The 23420-nt window shown below is 69.3% G+C and carries 23 protein-coding genes and 1 pseudogene; 10 read left to right on the forward strand and 14 right to left on the reverse strand.

Features of this window, described 5'->3' with window-relative positions; translation table 11 throughout:
* Positions 1–37: 37 nt before the first annotated feature.
* From ACGFJ2_RS57930 to ACGFJ2_RS57965, 8 genes are all read left to right on the forward strand, one after another.
* On the forward strand, positions 38–3940 hold the full coding sequence (locus tag ACGFJ2_RS57930) for a DNRLRE domain-containing protein (protein WP_393483787.1): 3903 nt from the start codon (positions 38–40) through the stop codon (positions 3938–3940).
* A 400-nt stretch (positions 3941–4340) separates the two neighbouring features.
* Complete coding sequence (gene wecB / locus ACGFJ2_RS57935) at positions 4341–5603, forward strand: non-hydrolyzing UDP-N-acetylglucosamine 2-epimerase (RefSeq protein WP_357961106.1); 1263 nt, start codon at positions 4341–4343, stop codon at positions 5601–5603.
* On the forward strand, positions 5600–7462 hold the full coding sequence (locus ACGFJ2_RS57940) for a DUF2334 domain-containing protein (protein WP_393483790.1): 1863 nt from the start codon (positions 5600–5602) through the stop codon (positions 7460–7462). Before wecB ends, ACGFJ2_RS57940 begins: the two co-directional genes overlap by 4 nt.
* Positions 7455–7604, forward strand: a complete 150-nt coding sequence (locus ACGFJ2_RS57945; RefSeq protein WP_225302465.1) for a hypothetical protein — start codon at positions 7455–7457, stop codon at positions 7602–7604. The genes ACGFJ2_RS57940 and ACGFJ2_RS57945 overlap by 8 nt, the downstream gene beginning before the upstream one ends.
* Positions 7601–8836 (forward strand): glycosyltransferase family 2 protein, encoded by a 1236-nt coding sequence (locus tag ACGFJ2_RS57950; protein WP_357961100.1) that lies wholly within the window; start codon positions 7601–7603, stop codon positions 8834–8836. The genes ACGFJ2_RS57945 and ACGFJ2_RS57950 overlap by 4 nt, the downstream gene beginning before the upstream one ends.
* Positions 8833–9510 carry a hypothetical protein gene (locus ACGFJ2_RS57955; RefSeq protein WP_357961097.1) on the forward strand — a complete coding sequence of 226 codons (678 nt, stop codon included), beginning with the start codon at positions 8833–8835 and terminating at the stop codon, positions 9508–9510. Before ACGFJ2_RS57950 ends, ACGFJ2_RS57955 begins: the two co-directional genes overlap by 4 nt.
* Positions 9511–9609: 99 nt before the next feature.
* Positions 9610–10362, forward strand: coding sequence for a response regulator transcription factor (locus ACGFJ2_RS57960; protein ID WP_357961094.1), 753 nt, complete (start codon positions 9610–9612; stop codon positions 10360–10362).
* Positions 10325–10708, forward strand: a complete 384-nt coding sequence (locus ACGFJ2_RS57965; RefSeq protein ID WP_393483795.1) for a hypothetical protein — start codon at positions 10325–10327, stop codon at positions 10706–10708. The genes ACGFJ2_RS57960 and ACGFJ2_RS57965 overlap by 38 nt, the downstream gene beginning before the upstream one ends.
* Before the next feature lie 297 nt (positions 10709–11005).
* On the opposite strand, the gene ACGFJ2_RS57970 is transcribed toward ACGFJ2_RS57965, so the two are convergent.
* Positions 11006–12301 (reverse strand): alpha/beta fold hydrolase, encoded by a 1296-nt coding sequence (locus ACGFJ2_RS57970; protein WP_393483798.1) that lies wholly within the window; start codon positions 12299–12301, stop codon positions 11006–11008.
* Between the two features lie 135 nt (positions 12302–12436).
* On the opposite strand from ACGFJ2_RS57970, the gene ACGFJ2_RS57975 reads away from it, so the two are divergent.
* Together ACGFJ2_RS57975 and ACGFJ2_RS57980 are read left to right on the forward strand one after the other, a co-directional pair.
* Positions 12437–13045 carry a class I SAM-dependent methyltransferase gene (locus tag ACGFJ2_RS57975; protein WP_357961087.1) on the forward strand — a complete coding sequence of 203 codons (609 nt, stop codon included), beginning with the start codon at positions 12437–12439 and terminating at the stop codon, positions 13043–13045.
* Positions 13046–13075: 30 nt separating this feature from the next.
* The gene (locus ACGFJ2_RS57980) at positions 13076–13699 is read left to right on the forward strand and encodes a DUF2218 domain-containing protein (protein ID WP_357961084.1); all 624 of its coding nucleotides are present in this window, start codon (positions 13076–13078) and stop codon (positions 13697–13699) included.
* Here the strand turns inward: ACGFJ2_RS57980 and ACGFJ2_RS57985 are convergent.
* The 13 genes and pseudogenes from ACGFJ2_RS57985 to ACGFJ2_RS58045 form a co-directional block, all read right to left on the reverse strand.
* Positions 13696–14283: a TetR/AcrR family transcriptional regulator gene (locus tag ACGFJ2_RS57985; RefSeq protein WP_357961081.1), complete on the reverse strand. Its 588-nt coding sequence runs from the start codon at positions 14281–14283 to the stop codon at positions 13696–13698. The two genes, ACGFJ2_RS57980 and ACGFJ2_RS57985, sit on opposite strands and share 4 nt — an antisense overlap.
* A 186-nt stretch (positions 14284–14469) precedes the next feature.
* Entirely contained in the window at positions 14470–14634 is a 165-nt protein-coding gene (locus tag ACGFJ2_RS57990) for a hypothetical protein (RefSeq protein WP_357961079.1), read from the reverse strand.
* A 239-nt stretch (positions 14635–14873) separates the two neighbouring features.
* Positions 14874–15134, reverse strand: coding sequence for a hypothetical protein (locus tag ACGFJ2_RS57995; protein WP_357961076.1), 261 nt, complete (start codon positions 15132–15134; stop codon positions 14874–14876).
* A gap of 75 nt (positions 15135–15209) precedes the next feature.
* Positions 15210–15788 (reverse strand): group II intron maturase-specific domain-containing protein, encoded by a 579-nt coding sequence (locus ACGFJ2_RS58000; protein WP_393483821.1) that lies wholly within the window; start codon positions 15786–15788, stop codon positions 15210–15212.
* 1030 nt (positions 15789–16818) lie between these two features.
* Positions 16819–17409, reverse strand: a complete 591-nt coding sequence (locus ACGFJ2_RS58005) for a glycosyltransferase (protein ID WP_393483803.1) — start codon at positions 17407–17409, stop codon at positions 16819–16821.
* A gap of 98 nt (positions 17410–17507) precedes the next feature.
* Positions 17508–17639, reverse strand: a complete 132-nt coding sequence (locus tag ACGFJ2_RS58010) for a hypothetical protein (protein ID WP_357961070.1) — start codon at positions 17637–17639, stop codon at positions 17508–17510.
* Between the two features lie 345 nt (positions 17640–17984).
* On the reverse strand, positions 17985–18893 hold the full coding sequence (locus ACGFJ2_RS58015; RefSeq protein ID WP_393483806.1) for a CDP-alcohol phosphatidyltransferase family protein: 909 nt from the start codon (positions 18891–18893) through the stop codon (positions 17985–17987).
* Positions 18894–19173: 280 nt separating this feature from the next.
* Positions 19174–20289, reverse strand: a complete 1116-nt coding sequence (locus ACGFJ2_RS58020) for a CU044_5270 family protein (protein ID WP_393483809.1) — start codon at positions 20287–20289, stop codon at positions 19174–19176.
* Positions 20282–20854: a sigma-70 family RNA polymerase sigma factor gene (locus ACGFJ2_RS58025; RefSeq protein WP_358207653.1), complete on the reverse strand. Its 573-nt coding sequence runs from the start codon at positions 20852–20854 to the stop codon at positions 20282–20284. The genes ACGFJ2_RS58020 and ACGFJ2_RS58025 overlap by 8 nt, the downstream gene beginning before the upstream one ends.
* Positions 20855–20974: 120 nt before the next feature.
* The gene (locus ACGFJ2_RS58030; protein WP_357961056.1) at positions 20975–21121 is read right to left on the reverse strand and encodes a hypothetical protein; all 147 of its coding nucleotides are present in this window, start codon (positions 21119–21121) and stop codon (positions 20975–20977) included.
* 112 nt (positions 21122–21233) lie between these two features.
* Positions 21234–22094 (reverse strand): MFS transporter, encoded by an 861-nt coding sequence (locus ACGFJ2_RS58035; RefSeq protein WP_393483813.1) that lies wholly within the window; start codon positions 22092–22094, stop codon positions 21234–21236.
* 185 nt (positions 22095–22279) lie between these two features.
* Positions 22280–22961: pseudogene (locus tag ACGFJ2_RS58040) on the reverse strand (Tn3 family transposase); the annotation flags it as partial.
* Between the two features lie 59 nt (positions 22962–23020).
* Positions 23021–23420 (reverse strand): ATP-binding protein (locus ACGFJ2_RS58045; RefSeq protein WP_393483816.1); only part of this gene is annotated, 400 nt, incomplete at its 5' end.

A 23420-nucleotide genomic window follows, 5' to 3' on the forward strand; every position in this document is an offset into this window, starting at 1 on the left:
TCGAGGGGTACGCGGCCATCCAGCGAGCAGTCGGGCCGTGAGGGAGCGCCGTGGTGGCGCCGTCGCCGGCCTGGCGGTGTTCATGGTCGCCGCGTCGTTGACCGGGCAGGTCGCGATCTCGCAGGCCGCGCTGGCGGACGATGCCACGCTTCGACCCGGTCAGGTTGCCACCATGCCTCAGCCCGCCCTGACGGCCGCCACGTTCAAGCCCGACGACCGGGCGGTGGCCACGCGGACGGCGAAGGCACAGGGAAGGCGGGTGGAGGTGGAGAGCGAGAAGACCGAGAGTTCCTCGCTCTGGGCCAACCCCGACGGCACGTTCACCTTGGAGACCTTCCCAGGGCCGGTGCGGGTCAAGGACGGCGACACGTGGCGCCCGATCGACACCTCCCTCGTCCGCGACGGTCAGGCGGGCCTGCGCCCGAAGCGCACCGCCTCGGACGTTCAGGTGTCAGACGGCGGCGGCGAGCCGTTCGCCAAGGTCCAGCGGGTGGATCGCTCGTTCGCCGTCTCCTGGGGCAAGGCCCTGCCCGCGCCGCAGGTCAAGGGGGACACCGCGACCTACAAGGACGTCGTGCCCGGCGGCGACCTTATGGTAAAGGCGCTGCCGAACGGGTTCAGTCATTCGATCGTCTTACGCAAGCCCCCCTCCCATCCCCTGGAGATCACCTTGCCGGTGGCCACCAAGGGCCTGAAGCTCTCGGAGGCCGCCGACAAGGGCCTGAACCTGCAGGACGCCTCCGGCGAACTGCTGGCATCCGCTCCGGCCCCGCGCATGTGGGACGCCACGACCGATCCGCGCTCCGGCGAACCCGCCCACCAGGCCGCAATCGACATGACGATCAAGCAGACCGGCCAGGGCACCGTCCTGGTGCTGAAGCCCGACGCGAAATTCCTCTCCGACCCCGCGGTGAAGTACCCCGTGACCGTGGACCCCACCAGCACGCTCACCGTCGAGACCGACACGTGGGTACAGAGTGACATTCCCGACTCGCAGCGCGGTTCGACCGAGCTGAAGGCCGGCACCTACGACGGCACCCACATCGCCCGCTCCTACCTGAAGTTCCGGCACGTCGACGATTTGCTCGGCACCCAGATCGTCGACACTGACCTGCGCCTGTGGACGTTCTGGTCGTCGGTCTGCGTTGACCCGAGCGCCGGCGTGCAGGCGCGCCGGATCACCTCGGCCTGGGACCCCGACACCATCAGGTACGGCTCGGAGCCGGCCACCACCACCACAGGCGCCGTCACCACCAAGACGGCCTACGGCGCGGCGAGCTGCCCGCAGGACTTCATGCACTGGGACACCGACGCCATCGTCCAGGCGTGGGCCGACGGCCAGCCGAACTACGGCATCCAGCTGCGCGGCGCCGACGAGAAGGACGCCTCAACCTGGCGGCGCTACTACTCGTCCAACTACGTCTCGGGCGCTCAGGGCGACAAGGAACCTGCTCTCACCGTCACTTTTTCCTATAAGCTCGCCACCCCCACCGGTCTGGACGTGACCCCGAGAGCCTCCACGGACCCGGCGGTCACCACGGTTGCGAGCCTCACGCCGACCCTGTGGGCCAAGGCGACCGATCCCTCCGGGAAGCCGCTGGACTACACCTTCGAGGTGACCGAGGCCGGCAACGGCGACGTGATCGCCACGGGCGGCCCCAAGGGCGTGGCCTCAGGAACGACGGCGATCTGGAAGGTGTCGGGGAACGCCTTGCGCAACCCCGGGTCGTACCGGTTCCGTGCCAGGGTGACGAGCCAGACCGGCGCGAGCGGCTGGTCGTCCTGGACGCCGTTCGCGACGGACGTGCCCAGGGTGCCCACCGGCCTGGCCACCGGCGCGAGCGACCCGTCGGCCGTGGTGCTGTCTGGTCTGCTCTCACGCCCCTCAGGCGAATGGCTGACCGCGAGGTTCTACCTCTTCGACAGCGCCGGCACGGCGGTGGGGACCAGTCCGCTGGGAACCGCCGACGCTCAGGGCGGGCAGCGGGCGTCCTTGAAAGTCTCTCCCGAGCTGCTCACACCCGGCGCTTCCTACAAATGGCAGATGGAGGCATGCGTCGTGGCGGCCTGCGGCGCCCGCACCGCTCCCGTCACCTTCATCGCGCCGCAGGCTGCGGCGGAGAAGCCCACCCAGACCAAGACCTTCGACGCCGACGTGCTCAGCGTCCGCGCGGCCAGAACGGCGTCCGACGCCTGCGACGGGAACCCGTGCACGCTTGAGGAGGCCTCCGCGTTGCAGGTGGGAGGAGGCCGGATCTCCACGTTCGAGGCCGACCTCGGCGCGATCCCGGCGGGTGCGGAGATCGCCTCGGCGACACTCGACCTCGGCACCCCCATGTGCGCCATGGCCTGCCCCACCGGTGGGAAGGTGTCTGCGTACGAGCTGAAGGGCGCCCTCGCCGCCGACGCCTCGGGCGCCGACGTCTCCGCCAGGCTGCTGGAGGAGCCGTTCGCCGAGGTTGACCAGACCGACCCGAAGATCGACATCACCGGTTCCGTGCAGGGGGACCGCCAGGACGGCCAGGGCTTCGCCGAGCTCGCGCTGCGGGCCACCGACCCGGCGGCGCCGGAGATGGCCTTCGGCTCGGCGAGGATCACCGTCACCTATGTCCCGCCCGGCGTGCCGGGAGCTCTGCAGAACGTCAGCGTGCGCGCCGGAGACGGCGGAGCGCTCGTCACCTGGGGGCCTCCGTCCGAGGCGACCGGTGACACGCGGACCACGGGGTTCGACCTGGAGGTCCTCGACGGCTCGGGGAACGTCGTTCAGACGCTGACGCCGTCCGAGGCGAGGGCGATCCTCCCTGGGCTGGCCAACGGATCGGCCTACGTGTTCCGGGTGCGCGGGAAGAACGAGCAAGGTGCCGGAGCCTGGAGCACGACCGCGGCGGTCAAGCCGCAGGCCGTGCCCGACCGGCAGGAATACGTCGACGCGGTGGCCCAGTATCTGGACAGCCGGGAGGGCATCGTCGAGGGACGTTTCGCGAGCGCCGCAGAGGCGATCGGGAAACACGACCAAGGCTACCGGTTCGAGTCGCTGCTCCAGGCGGACGAGCAGGAGCTGCTGACCGCGAAATCCAAGGCCGAGGTCGGCGGAGGGGCCCAGGAAAGCTCAATCACCACGCTGGGAGACCCGCTCGTGTCCCTGTCGGCCGACAGCGCTACCGTGACCGTTCGGGCAACTGTGCACCAGAACCGTGTCGTGCGTGACGAAACCGGCGAGAAGACCACCGAGGAGGAGGAGAATGCCACGGACTATTCCTTCAACCTGGTGGTAGCGGGGCAGGGACAGCGTACGGACGGCTCCGCCGACGGCCTGATCGATCGGACGGACGGCGACTCGGTCGACTCCCAGGCTCACCCGGAGGGATGGGTCAGCGCGGATACGAGCGAAGACCTCACCGTGCCCGTACCGGACGACACCCCCAGCGACACGGTCTCGGCCAACTCCGTGAGCCAGTCGGGCATCGCCAACTGGGCCAGGAGGAACGTCAACAGCCACGTGGAATACACCAACAACGACTGCACCAACTTCGCCTCCAAGGCGCTTCGGTTCGGGGGCGGCGCCTGGGAGATCCGGAACTACGGGAGAACTGCCAAGCAGAAGCGCGAGAACCTGAACAACTGGTTCTGGGCGGCTCCCACCGGCAAGGATTCGCAGACGTTCGTCCTGGTCCACAAGAGCATGTACCACATGGCCAACCGGCACCGGATCCAGTGGCGCTCCACGTTCTCACAGGTGCAGGTCGGCGACATCATGTACTGGGACTTCGACCCGTGGCTGCACGACGGACCCGAGCACATGTCGATCGTCACCAAGAAGACCGCCAACAACGAAAGAGGGATCTTCTACACCGCGCACAGCTACAAGAGGCTGGACGCCAGAGTCTCCGACGCGAAGAAGAACGGCTATACGATCGGCTACGCGAGGCTCGTCGTCTGACGAGGAAGAGGCGCCGAAACCCCCAGCGTGCTCGTCCTGCCGCCTTCCGGGGTCACGGAAAACGATAATTGATCTTTAAAAGAGGGCGTCCGGCCGGAAGTCCGGGCGCCCTGCCCGTCCGACGTCCATGACCAGGGCATGGACGTCGGGCCGTGCGTCGTAGGCCTCGGGGTCGAGGAACGAGAGGACAGCCATTAGCGGTGAGATGGATCATGGTGCAGATGGTCACGGTGGGACGAGGAGTCGTCGCCAGAAGGGGTGGGCGAGGAGTTTCCAGGACAACCCGGACGATCCCCAACCCCTGGCATCGCGGACGAATTGAGGTAGTCCTGAGGCAGTCTTGAGGATTGCTGAATGTTTTAGTGCGAATTGTCGTTTTATGTGCTCTTCAACGAGGCTCGTGGGCACCGGGCGTGCGGGGTCGGGCGTACGTCGCGTCATGGTGGTGTACGGCACGCGGCCCGAGGCGATCAAGATGGCTCCCCTGGTCATTGGTCTGACCGAGGCGGCGCTCTTCGAGCCGGTGGTGGTCGTGACAGGGCAGCATCGGGAAATGCTCGACCAGGTCCATGAGACGTTCGGCATCGAACCGGACGTCGATCTCGGGATCATGCGGCCGGGACAGACCCTCGCCGAGCTGACGAGCCGGGCGGTCTGCGGGCTGGACGGTCTCGTGGCCGCGTACCGTCCCGACGCGGTGGTCGTGCAGGGGGACACGACGACCACGCTGGCCGGAGCGCTAGCGGCCTTCTACCACCGGGTGCGGGTCGTGCATCTGGAGGCCGGGTTGCGCAGCGGCGACCTGTACTCGCCGTTCCCGGAGGAGGCGAACCGCAGCCTGACGAGCCGGATCGCCACCCTCCATCTGGCGCCGACCTCAGGCAGCGCGGACAACCTCCTTCGTGAGGGCGTGTCCGCCGAGTCGATCGTCGTCACCGGAAACACGGTGATCGACGCGCTCCTGCAGAGCACCTGTACGGGTCACGGGTACAGGGAACCGAGGCTGGCCGCGCTGGAGCAGGACGGCCGGCGCGTCATCGTGGTCACCGCGCATCGCCGGGAGTCCTGGGGGGACCGGATGGAGGGCATCGCCCGGGCCCTGTCGCGGCTGGCGGCGGCCGGTGAAAGGGACGTGCACCTCGTCTTCCCCATGCATCCGAACCCGGAGGTGAGGCGCGCCCTGCTCCCGCGTCTCGACCGGCATCCGAACATCACGGTCACCGAGCCGCTCCGCTACGGCGACTTCGCCCGCCTGCTGCGCCGCTCGTACCTCGTGCTCACCGACAGCGGCGGGATCCAGGAGGAGGCGCCGAGCCTGAACAAGCCGGTGCTCGTGATGCGCGACACCACCGAACGGCCCGAGGCGCTCCGCACCGGGGCGGCACGGCTGGTGGGGACCGAGGAGGACGGCATCGTGGCCGGTGTCAGCGGCCTGCTCCACTCGCCCGAGGACTACCGGCGCATGGCGCGGGCGCGCAATCCCTACGGCGACGGGCGGGCCACCGAGCGGGTGCTGGCGGCGCTGGCCCACCTGTTCGGCCTCGGTCCGCGCCCCGTCCCGTTCGGAGCCCTGCCCGAACAGGGCGTGCCCCGACAGGACTACCGGGTCGTGGTCGAGGTCGAGGCGGCGAGCCATGGCGTGAGGCCGGTGATCGTGCGATGAGCGACGGCGAGCGCGCGGGCGGGCTCCGGCGGCACGCCGGGCTCAGGTGGCTGGCGGCTCTGCTGCTGAGCGCTCTCGTCGTGTCGGGCGCAAGCCTGGGGATCTTCTCCAGGAAGGAGCCGGTGACCTTGCCCGCGCCCCGTACGTGGCCGGCGTGCAGCACGAACGGCCCGGACGCGCCGGACGGACGGTCCGCGAACCCGGCGGCGACAGCACGCGCGGGCATGGACCAGAACGGCACGCACCATAACGGCAGGGACCAGAAGAGCACGCCTCAAAACGGCACGGACAAAGACGGCACGAACGCGAACGCGACGCTGATCGCCGTCGACGACGCCGACGGGCCGGCCGCGTTCCAGGTGTACGCGGCCCGCGCCGCCAACCTGGTCTCGCACTTCGGGCCGGTACGGGTGATCCGGACGAGCGCCTACCGGGCCGGCATGCTGGCCGGCCACCGGGCCCTGGTGTACGTGGGCATGTCGAGCACCCAGCGGCTTCCGGCGGCCCTGCGCGGCGACGTGCTCGCCGGCCGGCGCCCCGTTCTCTGGCTGGGCGGCAACATCGGCACGCTCACCACGGCGGACGACTTCGCGCGGCGCTACGGCTGGCGATGGGACGGCGAGGGCCTGGCGCCCCGCCGGGTTCCGCGCCAGGGACCCGACGCCCAGCCGCCGATCCCGCAGTCCGGGCAGGCCGTCCAGCGCGGCGCGGGCCTGGAGCGCGTCACTGGCGTCCAGTACAAGGGGGTGCTGCTGAGCCGCGACCCCGCCCAGGGACCGATCAGCACGTTCGCCGCTCTCGACCCCAGCAGAGCCCGGGTGCTGGCCACGGCGGTCACGACGGATCGCCGGACGGGTCCCTGGGCCGTCAGGTCCGGGAACCTCACCTACGTCGCCGAGGTCGCGTTGAACATCGACGAGGACGACGACCGCTTCCTGGCCGTGTCCGACCTGCTGTTCGACCTGCTCGCTCCCGGAACGCCTGCCCGCCACCGCGCCCTGGTCCGCCTGGAGGACCTCGGACCGCAGGCCGATCCCGAGGCCATCCGCGCGGCGGGGGAGACGCTGTCCCGGCTCGGCGTCCCGTTCAGCTTCGGCGTCATCCCGGTCTACCGCGGCCCGCTGAAGGATGGTCAGGAGCGGGCGACCATCCGCCTGCGGGACCGGCCGGAGCTGGTGCGGGCCCTGGTCTACCTTCTGGAGCACGGCGGCACGATGGTCCTGCACGGCTACACCCACCAGTCGGACGGCCCGCCCAATCCCACGAACGGGGAGAGCGGGCAGGACTTCGAGTTCTTCCGCACCCACTTCGACGCCCAGCAGCGGCTCATCTACGACGGAGCGATCCACGGCGACTCGGCCACCTGGATGGAACACCGTCTCGACCAGGCGGTGGCTGAGGTCCGCGCGGCCGGCCTGCCCGAGCCGCACGTCTTCGAGGTGCCGCACTACGCCGCCTCGCCGGACGACTACCGCGTCATCGCGCGCAAGTTCGCCGCCCGCTATGACCGCGGGGCCTACTTCACCCCCGGCTGGGAGGGCCACGCGCCGGTGTCGCCGTACATGGACGAGCAGTTCGCCCCGTACGTGATCCGCGACGTCTATGGCAGCGTCGTCGTCCCGGAGACCCTCGGCATGGTGGAGCTGCACCCGGTCATGGAGGACGAGGGGACCCCAGAGGCGATCGTGGAACACGCCCAGGCGCAGCTCGTGGTACGCGACAACGTCGCGGGGTTCTTCTACCACCCCTTCCTCGGCGCCGACCGGCTGAAGGACATCGTCGGCCGGCTCAAGTCGATGGGATACCGCTTCGTGGCGCCCTGTCAGCTAGGAGAGAGGAAAGGCAAGCGCCATGACTGAGCTCCTCGCGCGGGCCGTGGACGTCGGGGCGACGGCGTTCGGCGTGGCCCGGCTCGCCCTGGCGGTCGCCGGACTGCTGTTCGCGCTGTACGTCGTCGTCCTCGGCACGCTCGTGCTGGCCGCCCACAGGAGGCGCCGATGATCACCGTGCTGGTCCTGTGCGCGCTGTCGGCCGTGCTGCTGGTGTTCACCTACACGCTGGGGATGTACCTGGAATCGGCGGGCATCGCCGAGCACCCCGCCGGCGACGGCGGCGACTTCTCCGTCGTCTTCCTGGTGCCCTGCCTGAACGAGGAGCGGGTCATCGCCGCCACCCTGAGCGCCCTGCCCGGCGGCCAGGTCCTGGTCGTGGACGACGGCTCCGACGACGGGACGGCCGAAGTCGTCCGGCGGGTCGCCGGCCCGCTGGTCCGCCTGCTCAAGCGCGAGCCGCCGGACGCCCGCCAGGGCAAGGGCAGGGCGCTCAACCACGCTCTTCGCCACTTTCCGGAGGAACTGCTGGACGACGCCGACCGTGTCCTGGTCTGCCTGATGGACGCCGACGGTCGGCTCGACCCGCGGGCCCTGGACACGGCGCTGCCGTACTTCGCCGACCCCCGGGTCGGCGCCGTCCAGATGGGGGTGCGGATCGGCAACCGGACGCAGAGCCTCCTGACGCGGATGCAGGACATGGAGTTCGTCGTCTACACCTGGATGTTCCAGCGCACCCGCACCCGCATCGGCTCTGCGGGGCTCGGCGGCAACGGCCAGATCATGCGGCTGAGCGCCCTCCTGGACCTGGGTGACGACCCGTGGTCGCCCAGCCTGACCGAGGACCTGGACCTGGGCGTGCGGATGGTGCTGTCCGGCTGGCGTACCGCCTGCGTCCCGGACGCGACCGTGAGCCAGCAGGGGCTCGTCAGCGTGCGCGCCCTGGCGCGGCAGCGCTCACGCTGGTTCCAGGGGCACCTTCAGGCGCTGCGGCTCGTGCCGTCGGTGGTCGGGCGGGCGTCCGGCCGGGTGGCGACCGACCTGCTGAACGTGCTGCTCAGCCCGTTGCTGATCTTCGTGGGCGCCTTCATGACGATCTCGCTGGTCGCGTCCCTGGTGGGGGTGGCGTTCTCGCCGGTGGCGCGCGAGCAGCTCATCCAGCCGGTGCCGATCGCGTCGTGGTACGCGCTGACGTTCGGCGCGGCCTTCCTGCTCGGGCCGCTCTACGCGCGCATCAGCGGTGACATGGGGCGGTTGCGCGGGCTCTGCTACGGTCACCTGTTCATCGTCTACAACCTGGTCTGGCTCGTGGCGGCCTGCCGGGGGCTGTGGCGGGCGGCGCGCGGCCGGCGGGTCTGGATGAAGACCGAACGGCTGGCCGATCCGTCACCGGGACCCGCGTGAGAGCGCTCGCGGGCCCGGCACTGGCCGCCGTCGCGCTGCTCGCCCTCCCGGTGGCGCCCGCCGCGCCCGCCCCGTGCGTCCCGTGGCCGGAGGGGACCGTCCGGGCGGGGCTGTTCCTGACCTACGACGGGTACGGCAGGGCGTGCACGTACCAGGCCGGCGGCCGGTGGGTGTGGCGGCTGTCACCGCGGCCCGCGCGAGCCCCGGCCGAGACGCACGCCGCGCTGGCCCTGACCACCGGCCGCTACACGGACGTCCGGATCCGCGTACGGGCCAGGACCCTGCACCAGCTACGGCGCCCCACGCCCAACGCCTGGGAGGTCGCCTGGGTCGTGTGGCACTACACGGACGACGACCACTTCTACTACCTCGTGCCCAAACCCAACGGCTGGGAGCTCGGCAAGGTCACCCCCGGCTACCCGGGCAACCAGCGTTACCTCGCCACGGGCGCCCGGTCCTACGCGCTCGGCGTGTGGCACACGATCGAGATCCACCAGGTGGGCGCCACGATCACGGCCAAGGTGGACGGCCGTCACCTGGTCCGCTTCCACGACCGTGAACGGCCCTATCGGGGCGGCCACGCCGGCCTCTACAACGAGGACGCCACGACCTGCTTCACCGACCTGCGCGTCGCATCTGCGGCACGGCGGTTTCGCGGCGGCTCGCTGCGGTAAGTGAGGCCTTGAACGGGGGAGGGATCGCCGGGGTCACGGTCGTGCGACCGCGCCGCCACCGCGCTCGCCGGCGATCGGTGGCTGACTCGAGGTGATGGCGTGGTGGAACGGCCGGGGGCACTGGTCATCGAGGACACCGCGGAGATGCGCAGGCTGTTGTGCGAGGTCCTGCGGATGGCCGGTTTCGAGGTGTCGGAGGCGGCCACCGGGGCCGAGGGGCTGGACCTGGTCGCGCAGAGGCGGCCCGACCTGGTGACGCTCGACCTCATGCTGCCGGACATGGACGGCATCGAGGTGTGCCGGCGGCTGCGGGGGATGACGAGCGCGTACGTGATCATGGTGTCGGGCCGTACGGAGGAGGCCGACCGGCTCATCGGCCTGGAGGTGGGCGCCGACGACTACATGACCAAGCCGTTCTCGCCGCGGGAGCTGGCGGCGCGCGTCGCGGCGATGTTCCGGCGGCCCCGCCGCGAGCCGGAGAGCGCCTTCCCCGAACGGGCGGGGGTCCACGAGTTCGGCGACCTGGTCGTGGACGAAGAGAGCCGCGAGGTGCACCTGGCGGGCCGGCCCGTGCCGCTGACCCGCATCGAGTTCGACCTGCTGGCGCTGTTCGCCTCCAACCCGAGGCGGGTATGGCCTCGCGAGACGTTGACCCGGGCGATCTGGCACACCGACTGGCCGGGCAACGCCCACGTGATAGACGTCCACATCGCCAACCTGCGGCGCAAACTCGGTGACGACGCCCGGTCCGGCCACTGGGTGCGCACGGTGCACGGTGTGGGCTACAGGTTCGGAGACGGAGGGGACATGCGCGATGGTCCCGATTCACGTTCTGCTGTGCGGGAGCGGTGACGACACGGCGCCGCGCGACGCGCTCCGGCTGCTGCGCGAGGCCGCGACGCTCCCGGCCGCGCCGGATCTCGCTGGAACGGCCGGGCTTGGCGGAGGAGATCCAGATCAGGTTGCCGTTCTCGTCGGTGAGGGCGAGGAACAGCAGGCCGTGGACCTTGTGTTTGCCGTTGTAGTTGGTGCGGTTGGCTCGCCCGGTGCGGCGGCGGGTACGCACCAGCGTGCCGTCCAGCAACACGACCTGCCCGCCGGCCTTGGCGATCTTCTTCAGGGCGCGGTCCAGGCGTGGGGCGCGTGCGGCGAGCAGGTCGATGACCTCCAGCAGCCAGCGGCGGATGGTGGAGGCTGAGACGTTGTTGCCTGCGCACAGATCGTCTTGCAGGACAGCGGATCCTGGCCGGAGCACACCGCGGACAGCAGCGCCTGGTAGTCGGCGGGCAGCGCGTGAACCCGGCGGCCTCATGCCGGAAGCCGCTGGAGATGGCCATCTGGCGCCGCGACGGCTAGGCCGAAGAGCTGGAGGGACTGGTCCATCACTCCGATCGCGCCTGTTCATCCGCTACACCGACCGGCTCGCCGACGCCGGCGGGGTCACACACCTCTGGGCCGCACTCGGGTCGTCGCGGGCCGCCTGGGTGGTGCGGTGTCAGGCGTTCCTGGCCGTGAGGTGCCGGGTCAGCTCCTCGGCGAACTCGGCGGCGTGCGAGAGGAAACCGGTGTGGCCGCCCGGCAGCTCGATGACGCCCAGGCCCAGCCGTTCGCCGAGGCGCCCGATGGCCTCGTAGCAGGGATAGCCGTGGGATTCACGCCCGGCGGCCGGGAGGATCCGGTCGGCGTGCTGTGTGAGGGCGTCCAGGTCGAGCTCGGCTGGCGGGTACTGACGCAGCTCGTGTTCGAACCAATAAGCGGCGTTGGCGTCGTTCCTGGGGGCGCGAGCCATGGTCCGCCGGTCGATCTCGGCGAACGTCCGCTCCCGGAACGCCTCCAACGCAGGCTCGATCCCCGACGATCGGTAGAGATCGTAGACGCCGCTGAAGAAGGTCTCCCACTCCTTCCCGTCGGGCAGTTGCCCCAGGGCGGGCGGCTCGTACGGGACAAGCGTGCGCACCGCTTCGGGGTGGCGGGCGAGCGTCTCCAGGCCGACGATGGCCCCCGAGCTGGCGCCGAACACGGTCGCAGAGTCGTCGCCGCCCAAATGCCCGATCAGCCTCCGTACGTCGTCGGCGTCGGTCTGGAGGCGGCGGTCGTAGTCCTGAGGCCCGGCGAGGCGGCTGCGTGAGAAGCCGCGCCGGTCGTAGATGACCACGGTGTGGTGCGCGGCGAGGTGCGCCGCGACCATCCTGAACACGTCGGCCGTGCCGCCGGCTCCCGGGACCATGACGAGGAGCGGCCCGTCGCCGTGGGTCTCGTAGTAGAGCCGTGCTCCGGGGACCTCCACCTGGCCCGCCGCGACGGCCCGCCGCAAGGTCGACAGGTGTTCCGCCTGGTGGGCGAGGGCAACACCGATCACCTGCTCCAGCGTCCGCCTCCCGTCGGAGAAACGGCTCGTGGCCGGGTCCAAGACGCTGTCGAGCCGCTCGTCTGTCAGGTCGCCGAGCCGGCTGATCTGATCGTTGGCGCGGGTCAGGTCGCCCAGGAGATCGGCCAGGTTCGCGGGCCCCGGCGCTCCGTCGTGGCCGCCCCCGTGCGTTACTGATCCATCGTGCTGTCCGGCCTGGTGTGCCGCCGGGCCGTCCGCAGCACCCCGGACGAGTCCGCCGAGCCGCCCGTAGCCGTCGGCCAGATGGCGCCCGGCCGCGCCGACGGTGTCCCCCGCACCGTCGCCGCCCTCGTCGTGGCACGGTTTGCGCAGATCGGCCTCGGTCATGCGACCGAACAGGTCCATCGCTTCGCGCAGCTGGCGGGTCGCCGCCTCCATCAGTGCCTTACCGCGTTCGCTCACAGCAGTGCCCCTTCCTCCGTGGCATGTGAGGATTTTTCGATACACACTGTATGTATCATGAGCGGCATGTAGTCTTCAATTCGATGCTGTTCCACTGCATCACGGTGTATTGATCCACAAGGAAAGGACTCACGTATGAGCGACGCGCCCGTGCACCCGCACGGCCCTCCGGAGGACCTGTACGGCACCACGCCCCCATGGGACGTCGGGCGCCCCCAACCGGCGTTCGCCGCCCTGGCCGAGGCCGGCGAGTTTCGCGGCAGGGTGCTGGACGTCGGCTGCGGCACCGGCGAGCTCGCGCTGCTGTGTGCCGGCATGGGACTCGACGTCACCGGCGTCGACCTCGCGCCGAAAGGGCTCCAGGCCGCCGCGGAGAAGGCGCGCGAGCGGGGGCTCGCCGTCCGGTGGCTGCGCCATGACGTGCTGCGGTTGGGCGAGCTGGGCGAGACGTTCGACACCGTGCTCGACTCGCTGATCTTCCACATCTTCGGCGACGCCGACCGGGCCACGTATGTCGAGAGTCTGCGCGCCGCCCTGCGGCCGGGAGGCCGCTACTTCATGTTGTGCTTCAGCGAACGGCAGCCGGGCGCGGGTGAGTACGGTCCGCGCCGGGTGACGCGGGAGGAGATCGCGGCGGCGTTCTCCGACGGCTGGAAGATCGACTCGATCGACGCCGCCACCATCGACAGCAATCTCGGCCCGGAGGGCCTGGCGGCCTGGCTGGTCGCCCTCATCAGGATCTGACCCCGAGTCCGAACAAGCAGAAGGAGCACGATGCCGACCAGCGAAGCCACGGTCAAGATCGAACGGCCGAGCCGCTATCTCACCCAGCTCTGCCGCCACGCCCAGCAGATGGGCGGGCGCAAGGGCCACCAGATCCCCGGCCACCTCGGCCATCGGCCGCCTGCCGAGCGGCCGCAACGCGTCGAGGCCGAATGGAGCGACACCCACGGCACCATCACGTTCGACTGGGGCACCTGCACCGTGGACGCAACCGACGACACGCTGGAACTGCGGATCGAGGCGGACGACCAGGAGAACGTGCGCCGGATCGAGGAGCTCATCGCCAGGAACCTCACCCGGTTCACCGCCCGCGACCCCGTCAGCGTGGAGTGGCGCTCCAAGGACGGATCGACCACCACGGAGAGATCACGGACCCTGCACGGATCACAGGCTTCGGCGGGCGGTCGCAAGCGGGGACGCGGCCAGGCGATGCTCATCGCCGTGACCGTCGCGGTGGGCGTCGCCATACATGTGGGCGTGGGGGTAGGCCTGCTGGCCATGCCCCAATGGACGGGCATGATCGTCGACCTCCTGCTGCTGGCCGTCGCCGTCAAGCTCGTCTTCGTCGGCGTGCACCTCTACCGCCGCCGCAAGGTTGCCAGAACCCGCTCCTAAGGCCGCATCCCGGCCATGACGACCTCGAGCAGGCGCTGAACGGCCGCCTTGGACGGCATCGCGGCCGCCGCCTGAAGGGCGTGCCGGCAGTAGGCCGCCAGCTCGTCGGCCGGCACGTCCGCCCGCACGTGACCGGCCTCGGCGGCCCCTGCCAGCACGTCGCGGAGCAGCTCGTCGAGCTCCTGATGCGCCCGCGCGACGTACTCCCCTTTGTGCAGGGCGGCGAACACGTCCGCCCCGAAGCTCTCGTGCTCGCCGTGGTGCCCGCGCTCCCGCTGGATGTGCGCGTACGTCCGCAGCACGGCCTCGAGCCGCTGCTCCGCGCCGCCGGCGTGATCGCGGGCCGTGACGAGCTCCTTCAGATGCTCGGCGACCCGGCGGTCGTGCCAAACCAGCACGATCGTCTCGACGGCGGGGAAGTATTTATACAGGGTCGCCCGCCCGATGCCGGTCTGCTCGGCGATCTGCGACATGGTCACCCCGAGCAGGCCGCGCTCGGCCACCAGCGCGGCGGTGGTGTCGAGAATCGCGTCGCGCACCGTGCGGCGGTGCGCCTCGATCGTCTCGTTCCACAACTTCGGCACCCCACAAGCTTACTGCTACAAAACACTGTGCATAAGTAACGACATAGTGTCTCGCAAAATCCTCGCGAGCCGGCTGACCAGCCCTTGCGCTCGCCGTCGACCATGCGGTGTCGTGTCAGCGGCCGCGTCAGGAGCCGGCCAGGACAGCGGCGGGCACGACGGCTTTGGGCGCCGGGGCCATGAAGGTCACCCGGCGTGGGTCAGCTCCCGCACGTTGTCGTAAGAGATGGTCTTGGAATCGCCCAGCAGCAGTTCCCGCCGGTCGGCGATCTTCTGCAGTGCCCGCATCGCCCCGACGACCTGCGACACCTCCGCCGCGCCGCCATCGTAGACCCGGGAAAAGACCGGCACCCCGCCATCGGCGCTGGTGCCGATCCCGGCCGGATCTGCTTCAGATCCGGCCGCCGGTCCTTGGGATGGCCGTACTTGGACCGGGGGAACTCCTCCTCGGCCTGGTCATAATCGCCGAACAGGGAGATCGGTCGGGTAGCGGTGGCACGTTACCGCGCCACCGCCCCCTCAGAACCGGGCGAGCGGGCTTTCCCCGCACCTCGGCTCAAGCAAGCCACGAGGGCGTCACGGCGATGATGTCACCGGGTCCTGCGCGCGCGGGCCTGGTGGCTGCGGTTGCAGGAGGCGTGCACCAGGCGGGTTGTGGTTCTGTCCGGCTGGCCGTCCCGCCCGTGGTGGGTGAGGTAGAGGGCGGCTATCGCCCTGCGGGCGGTGCTCAGCCACCAGTTCTCCCATTCTCGGGGGGATTGCGGCGGTTGATCGGCGGCGAGAAGAGCCTCGCCGCAAAGCGGGCAGCGTCCGTCCTGCCTGGCGAGCAGGCGCAGGTTATAGCTGTCCAATGGGGGTTTGATTCTTTCGCCGCCGCTTGGCCCAGTACTCGGTCAGGTCCGGGTCGTCGGGAGAGGCCCGCCCCGTCACGAGCTGATGCCGGACGATGGTGGTCCAGGAGAACTTGGCCAGGTGGCGGACATTCCCCCGTCAGAGACGGAGGTGCGGTCCCCGAACACCCACCGGTCGTTCCTGAACCGGTTGAACCGGCCGAAGTAGCGTCTGACGATCCACTTCTTCGGCTTGTTGGAGTGCGTGTGGCGTGCCCATCGGAAAGTGGGCCACCACACGTGATGGTCCAGCGCGGAGAAGATCTTGCTGGCCACCACTCCTCGGTAGTAGGCGGCCCAGCCCCGCATGATGGGGTTGAGCCTGGCGATGACCGCCCTCGCGTTCGAGCCGCGCAAGGCGCGGACCTCGTCGGTGAGCCTCTTCCGAAACCGCCTGACCGCATCCTGGCTCGGTTTGATCAGCAGCTTGTCGCCTGGGTAGCGACGCAGGTTGAACCCCAGAAAGTCAAAACCCGCTTCGAGGCGCACGACTCTCGTCTTGTCCTCGTTGAAGATCAGCCCTCTAGGACCCAGCCACCGGGCGAGCCGCTCCTTGACCTGCGCCGCGTGCTGCTCGGAATGGCAGCACACGACCAGGTCGTCGGCATACCTCACCAAGATCGGAGAACCGTTCCACCGCCACCTCACCCTGATTGGTTATGGTGCGGTAGCGGACTCCAGCGGCCTCTTCCAGCCCGTGGAGCGCCACGTTCATCAGCAACGGGCAACTTCCAGAATTCCAGGGGAGGCAGCAGCACACTCGGCATATCCGGGGGTGAGGAACCAGCGGACAGCCGTTGGCGCTGAGAAGGATCTTGGCCGCAACGAGTGAGGTCGCTCTTGGCCGTGAAGGTTCTTCAGCGGGTTGCCCGGTCGCGGCGTCGGCGGGCGGCGCGGATCTCGAAGTCGGCGACCTTGTCGTCGAGCAACGCGTACAGCTGCGATCTCGACACCGGCGGCGGCGCAGTAGCTCTGCCGGCGATGGTGGGCGGCGGCGTAGGACAGAGGTCCGCCGCGGCCGTTGATGGAGGCGCGGAACAGCGGTCCGGCGGTGTAGCCGGCGCGGGTCAGGTAGAGCTTGAGTAGGGTGACGCAGCCGCGGTCGTCGAGCAGGACGGTGCGGACGCTGCCGCCCTTGCCGTGGATGCGGACGTGTTCGTCGTCCAGCCGCAGGTCCAGGTCTTCGACGTACAGCAGGTGCGTACAGCAACACGGCCTTACACCATCACACTCCACCAGCCGCTACCCACCGCCTGACCAGGCCGGGACGTCGTTGACAAGGTATCTGCCCTTCCCTACGGATCAGGTTACGGGTTCGACTCCTGTCGGCCGCGCTTATGTGAAAGGCCCGTCACCAGGGGCTCCCTGGGACGGGCCTTCGTGTTTGTCATGACCATCTCGCGATCTTGCTAACACCCCTGCTAACAGGCGCTCAGAGGGTACTTCCGCCTACTCGCCGATCGCCTGAGTGAAGATCTCCGCAGCGGATGCTTCCGCCGTGAGTTTGTCACTTCACGGGTGATACCCCCCGGGTCTTTTTATCGATCAGGTCGGCGAGGAGTTGGTCCCACATGGCTGCGATGGTGGTGGGGCGGTATCGGGCCGAGGTGTTCAGGGCGCGGGCTCCGAGCTGCCGGCGTAGTTCCTAGTTCTCGATGAGTGTGCAGATCGCGTCGGCCATCGCGTGGATCTTGCCGGGTTCGACGAGTAACCCATCGAAGCCGTGGGTGATCAGCTCGGCCGGTCCGGTGGGGCAGTCGTAGCTGATCACCGGCAGCCCTTTGCTCATCGCTTCCAAGATGACCATCGGCATGCCCTCGCGGCGCGAGCCGAGCACGAATAGGGAGGCGGTGTCCAGTTCCGCGCCGACGTCCCTGGCAGCACCTTCCAAGAGCACCCGGTTCCTCAGCCCGCGCTTGTCGATCGCCATCTGGAGTTTGGCCGCGCGGGGGCCTGCGCCGACGATGCGCAAGCTCCAGTCCGGATGTCTGGCATGGACATGGACCCAGGCGCGGATCAGCAGGTCGTGGCCCTTGACATAGGCCAGACGACCCACGGTGACCGCGTTCTTGGTCGTGAGGGCGGCGGGGCCGCCGCTCAGCCGGGTGACGGCGTTGGGGATCTGGATCAACGTCTGCGGGCCGTTGCCGCCTCTTCGCCGGTAGGCGTGCTCGTAGCTGAGGAGGTCGGCCTGGGTGAGGGTGACGAGGGCGTCGAGCCTGCCGTAGCGGCGCAAGATCTGTGCGCGAATGGCCGGCCGGTGGCCGGACAGGTTGCCATGCTCCTGGGCGATCGTGATGACCTCGGGCGGGGCGAAGCGGGCGGCGATCAGGTTCAGGGACGCTCACGTTCCCTGAGCACGCTCATGATCTCGACGTCGCGCGTACGCGCGAGGTGTTCGGCGAGGTTGAAGACGGTCCTGATCGTGCCGCCCATACCGTTGGCGTGCAGCAACAAGATGCTCACCGTTTGGCCGTCGGCCGGAGGCGCCGAGCGGGCACGCTGGCGGTCGCGTATCTCCAATGCCCGAAGAAGCGTCGTCACGGCGGCGCGACGTACGAAGGACACGTCACATTTCCGTTCACGGTGATGGCGGCCCCTTGCGTGAAGCCGGAAGAAGGCGGCCGTAGCGGTGTGGCCCGGTCCGGGACCGGCGAGTGGCCTCGCCGGTCCCGGACCGGGCGGATGTCGTGCACTTTGGTCCTGGGCAGGGCGCATGGCGTGGCGCCTGGCCGAAGCGCTTTGCCGGGGGTGAGGCCCCGGAGGTAGGAGCGTGGGCGTGTCGGTCGTGTTCGGGAGAAGGGCGGGCGTCTACCCGAGTGTGGAGAGTGTGGAGTGCGTGGGCGGCGGCGGGATGCCGGCCAGAGCGCGGGTGAAGTCGCGGGAGGACAGCCAGAGTTTGTACATGATCGCGGCCTCGAAGACGAGCAGGAGGGTCGCCGCGCCGATGGTGACCGCGACGATCTGGCCCAGCAGGGGGCCGACGATGAACACGGCCATCTGGAACTCGATGCCGCTGACCAGGTGGGTGCGGACACGATGGGCGCGCAACCATTCGCGGACGCGGAGGTACCAGTCGAAACGCGTGCGAAACTCCTGCTGAAGGTCAACAGTCCCGGCCGGGCGGACCGTGATCTCGTCGGCGTCAAGGTCGCCGTCTTCGAGCAGCAGATCTGCGGAGACGGTCGGCAGGCCGGCCGTGGCCGACTCCTGCGTCGCCTTCTTCAGCGTGCGGCGCATCTGCCGCCGGACCTTCGCGATTTGAAGGGCGTCGACATAGCGCAGCATGTCGAGAAAAACGATCATGACGCCGAGAACCAGATAGATCTCCTGCCCGCTCGCCGCGTATTGCCCCCAGGTCAGGGCGAGCGTGCAGGTGAGCACCCGAATCCGGTCGAAGACGTAGTCGAGCCAGCCGCCTAGGACGGTTCCGGTGCCCTTCAGGCGCGCGATCTTGCCGTCCACGCAGTCCAGCACGAAGCTCAGATGATAGAGAACGGCTCCGGCGACCAACCACGCCCAGTCGGCCATTGCGAAGCAACCGGCCGACCCGAGCCCGAGAACGAAGGCGCCCCAGGTGATCTGATTCGGGGTGATCGAGGTCCGGTTCGCGGTCACGGCCACGAGCGGGCCCGCCAGGGGATCCACCAGGAACACCGTCCACCAGGCGTCTTTCGCCTTATAGGTGCGTCGGCGCACCTCCGCCACCGTGAACGTCATCGAGAGAACCTCCCTGGCCCGCTCCGTGACCCGCGATCCTCCCAACCCCGGCCCCGGCCTCTACCGGCACCGGAACTTCGGATGACGCCTCCTCGTCCCCGGGAGAACAGGACCGGTCTTTCAAAGATCATCATCAGCGTATTCCGAATCGTCTGTTTCTTCTTCGTCGTCGAGCGCATGCGTGTCATCTCCGAGATGCAATGCGTCGTCGGCCCCGAAAAATCTCGTCATCCGCTCTGAGAATTTTTTCAAAACTCCACTTCCATCTCCGATCGCTTATTCAGTCCGCCGATATCCGCTCGCCTGTCAAAGGTGGGCGGTCGCCCGCCTCGTCGACGATCGCGCCCTTGAGCTGGGCGTCCCAGCCGAGGATCTGGCCCTTGCGCACCGCGCTGAAGAGCTCCTTGTGGTCCCGGATCACGACGGTGCGGTAGCCGAGGTACGCGTACGTCTCCGGGTCGATGAAGATCTCGTCGCGCAGGTAGCCGTTGCCGACCCGGTAGAGGGTCACCCCGGGGCGCTTGGCGAGGTCCGACGCACCCTTCTCGTACCGGACGCCGGGGATCCTGGCCATGGCCCCGTACATCGCGGCGCGGATCCTGGCGGGCAGCACGGCGTCGCGCATGCCCTGGGCGATGTACTGGAACGCGTACATGTCCCGCTCGTCGCGGGTGAGCGGAGCGGGCGTGAAGCGGTGGCCGCCCTTGGCTGCCGGGCGGTCCTGCCGCTTCGCGGTCTCCTCGGCGTTGATCTGCTCGTACACGCGCTCCAGCAGCGCGCCGGGGTCCTCCGGCAGCGAGAGCAGGTACGGGTACGTCACCTCGTACTCCGATCCCTCTTCCACCTTGAGCTGGCCGTGCTCCATGTAGGCGAAGCCCTTCTCGTCCAGGCGCCGCCAGCTCTCATGAGTCGTCTTCACCTTCGGAATGCCGAACAGTCCGGGGCCGCCGTCCACCCGCGTCTGGGCGGTGAGGCTCTTCAGGTACGCCCACTGGCCCGGCCGGGGCGTGACGTCCGGCTCTGCCGCGGCCTGGGCCGCCGCGTTGCCGGCCAGGTCTCGCGCGTCGGCGACGGGACGCAGCCGCAGGGTCGTGGGGGACGGGGCGCCGGTCGGAGTCGCGCCCGTACGGGGGAGCGCGCTCACGACCCCGGCACGGCCGCTGCCGGTCTCCGCGCCGTTCACCGTGGTCGCCACCAGGACGGCGGCGGCGGCCGCGCCGGCCAGGCCGAGCCCCCACACCGGCCGGGTGCGGCGGACGGCCACGAACCGGGCGGGCCTCCGGTTCCGGGACGCGCGCATGTGGGCCGCCAGCCGGGAACGCGCCTCCGAGACGACCTCCGCGGCCGGATCCGGCATCGCGTCGTGACGGTCGCGTAGCTGCCGCAGCTCATCCATGGTCGATTACCTCCCGTGCCGTGGGGCCCAATGTGGTGCGCAGTTGGCGCCTGGCTCGGTTGACCCGGGAGCCCACCGTGCCGACCGGAATGTTCAGGGCGCGTGCCACCTCCGTGTAACTGAGCTGGGCGCAGGCGACGAGCAGCAGCGCGTCGCGGTCGCCCTTGGACAGCGCCGCCAGCCCGCGCGCCAGCTCGGGGCTCAGCCGTTCGGCGAAGACGCGCTCCACCACCCGGTCGGCGTGCCCGGCGACGTCGTCCGGGCTGGCGGCACGGCTGAGCGCGCGGTACAGGCGGATCTCGCCGCGGCGGTGCCGGCCGATCAGGTTCGTGGCGATTCCGTACAGCCAGGCCCGCGCGTCGTCGAAGGCCGGGTCGTAGCGGTGCCGCTGGTCGAAGGCGGCGAGGAACGTCTCGGCGGCCACGTCGTCGGCCGCGCCCGGCCCGAGCCGCGCCGCCACGTACCGGTGGATGACCGGGAAATACCGATCGAAGATCATCGAGAACGCGTCGGCCTCGTGTAACGACCGTTCGATGATCGACGCGTCAGTCGTCGCCTCACTCATGCGTAAGACACGGACAGGGGACGAGCTCATGCATTTGGCGCCTTTCTGAAGAAGTGATCAGCGCTGATTGCCCGAACCCGCCCATCTTCTTCACGCCTTCTTCCGGTACGGCCAGCCGGGCTACCGCTCCGTCGGCCGGAGCAGGAGCGTGACGAAGCCGAGCACGTCGTGGTAGCCGCCGAGCCACAGGTCGCGGTGCTCGTCGGCGGCGGCCAGGGCCTCGAAGGCCCACGCGGCGTCCACGCGCAGCACCAGGTCGAACGGCACTGCGGCTTCGAACGAGTCGGCCGGGACACCTGGTGCAGCCGGAGCCGGTCAGCCACCCCGAGGCGGACCGCGCGCGCGACTCGGCCCACCGGCGGCTACGAGTCGGTGTTCCTCATCGGCATTGTGGACGACGGTGCGCACGTAGCAGCCCGCCGCCGAGGAGGACCGTGCAGGACTCAACGGCCAGTAGCCCCCCGGCGAGGAAAGTGCCTCGTACCTCAGCGAGCGGCAGGACCAGTGCCCCAAGCGCGGCACCTGCCGCAATGCCGGCGTTGTAGGCGCCGGAGTTCGCCGCCAAGGCGATGTCCGTGCGGCCCGGCGCGCAGTGCAGCATCGCGTTCTGAGTGGACATGAACACCGGCCCGAGTGCACCGCCCATCAGCATCAGAAACACCACCGCCGCCACCTGATGAGCGCCGAACGCATACAGGCCGAGCATGCCTAGCGCCTGCGTGGCCACGGCGGCGGCCAACGCGGACTGCGGAAAACGGTCCAGAAACGCACCAGTGATGCTCACCCCGGCCAGCTGGCCCAGCCACGTTCCAGCGGGAACACCAAGCGCGAGAGCGAGCGAACCAGCGACGGATAGCGCCCCGACCACCCGCCCCCGGACCTCGGGCGCGAACAGACCCACCGCGTCCGGCCCCATCACGGCCCAGAACAGCGCCTGGGCAAGCGCGGTCAGTAGCCGCGTCACGAGGAGCAGCCGGTAGGAGGCAGCCAGCGCCGCAACAAGACTCGACACCACGAGCGCAGCAAGCAGTCCCGTAAGCACATAGCGTCGGGGTACAGCCCGCACGACGTGGGCGAGTGGCACGGATGCGATGGCCACCGTCACGCCGTAACCAGTAACCAGCAGGCCAACCGCTGACAGGGACATCCGTAGGTCGTCGGAGATGAGCTCCAAGAGGCCGACCGGCAGGTTCTCCGCGGTGTTGAAGGTAAGAGCGGCCAGCATCAGGGCCCCGAGCACCGCCAGCCTGTGTCATGGAGCCGGTTGCCGCGTGATCGTACTGTCTTTTCCTGCCCTCGCGCGTTGTACCTGCTCAGTAGCAGCGTCCATGCAGGTACCCCACCAGGCACACCAGTCCCGCCGCAACCGGATTCATGTGGCTACGCGGTCTTGCGCCCGTTTCTGCCGTATTCCGGTGATACCCGTAGTTGATCTTCTTGTCCTTCGCGGTAGGGCTTGCGGATCTGGCCGCTGGCGCCGTGGCGGATCTTGCGGGCGAGCCGGTGCCGGGACTCCTGGACGGTGAGCTGCTTGTTCAGCTTGCGGCGGTAGGTGTCGTCGATCGGGTCCAGGATGGACAGCAGGTGCAGGGTCTTGTCGATCCGGCCGTACTCGGCGAACGCCTCCCCGAGCGGGGTCGGGGAGCCGTTGCGGGCGAACATGCGCAGCAGGTCATAGGCACGGACCTGGTTGTTCACCAGCGATCCGGCGACCCGAGTCATATCCGACCCCTGGGTGTGAATCCTCATCCGGTTGATCTTGTCGCGGGCAATCGCCTCCAGCGGCCCGTACGCCGCGCCGTCCCGTCGGGCAGCTCGGCGCATCAAACCGCTGATCGCCCAGATCGGCGAAGCGGGGCGCGAACCGGTAGCCCAGCATGGAGAAGATCCCGAATACCATGTCCGAGTCGGATGCCTGGTCGGTCGTGACGACCTCGGGTTGCGGCCCCGCGTCGATGTTGATCAGGGTGTCGAGGATGTACAGCGAGTCGCGCGGCGTGCCGGGCACGACCATCTGCCCGATCCCCATCACTTGATCATTGACTGCGTTCAAAAGCGTCAGGCCGCGCTTGTAACCGAAGTACTCCGGGGAGGGGGCGGCGTTGAGCCTCCAACAAAGCCGGAGCGCTTCATTGTCCCCGGGCCTGCCGGCTTGAGGTGGGCATGTCAGGGCTCTGACAGCTCGAACCAGACGGCCTTGCCGGCAGGGGTAGGTGTGGTGCCCCAGCAGCAGGCGAACTGGTTGATCAGGCTCAGCCAATGGCCTTGTTCGTCGTCCTGGCCGGCGTGGCGCGTGTGGGGGAGTGCCGGATCGGCGTCCTCGACCTCGCAGCGTAGCGTGCCGTCCATGGTCCACAGGGTGAGCCGGATCGGTCTTGTCCCGTGATGGAACGCCTTGGCGACCAGTGCGCTGACGAGCAGGTCAGCGCTCCTGCTGTGGCGGTTGACGTGCCAGTCGGTCAGCTGGAGGCGGGTCAATCGTCGCGCCCTGCGGACACAGGACCGGCCGGGCGGCAGTGGCCAGGTGGCCATATCGATGTCGGGCGCATGGAGCGGTTGATCGATG

The organism is Nonomuraea sp. NPDC049028, assembly GCF_043197735.1.
Lineage (GTDB): Bacteria > Actinomycetota > Actinomycetes > Streptosporangiales > Streptosporangiaceae > Nonomuraea.

What these genes read in the sequence shown, in the direction of transcription:
- ACGFJ2_RS58025 (WP_358207653.1), bottom strand. Translation starts at nt 20,854, where the DNA reads ATGAGTGAGGCGACGACTGACGCGTCGATCATCGAACGGTCGTTACAC.
- ACGFJ2_RS57940 (WP_393483790.1), top strand. Translation starts at nt 5,600, where the DNA reads ATGAGCGACGGCGAGCGCGCGGGCGGGCTCCGGCGGCACGCCGGGCTC.
- ACGFJ2_RS58015 (WP_393483806.1), bottom strand. Translation starts at nt 18,893, where the DNA reads ATGACGTTCACGGTGGCGGAGGTGCGCCGACGCACCTATAAGGCGAAA.
- ACGFJ2_RS57965 (WP_393483795.1), top strand. Translation starts at nt 10,325, where the DNA reads ATGGTCCCGATTCACGTTCTGCTGTGCGGGAGCGGTGACGACACGGCG.
- ACGFJ2_RS57980 (WP_357961084.1), top strand. Translation starts at nt 13,076, where the DNA reads ATGCCGACCAGCGAAGCCACGGTCAAGATCGAACGGCCGAGCCGCTAT.
- ACGFJ2_RS58020 (WP_393483809.1), bottom strand. Translation starts at nt 20,289, where the DNA reads ATGGATGAGCTGCGGCAGCTACGCGACCGTCACGACGCGATGCCGGAT.
- ACGFJ2_RS57945 (WP_225302465.1), top strand. Translation starts at nt 7,455, where the DNA reads ATGACTGAGCTCCTCGCGCGGGCCGTGGACGTCGGGGCGACGGCGTTC.
- ACGFJ2_RS57950 (WP_357961100.1), top strand. Translation starts at nt 7,601, where the DNA reads ATGATCACCGTGCTGGTCCTGTGCGCGCTGTCGGCCGTGCTGCTGGTG.
- ACGFJ2_RS57975 (WP_357961087.1), top strand. Translation starts at nt 12,437, where the DNA reads ATGAGCGACGCGCCCGTGCACCCGCACGGCCCTCCGGAGGACCTGTAC.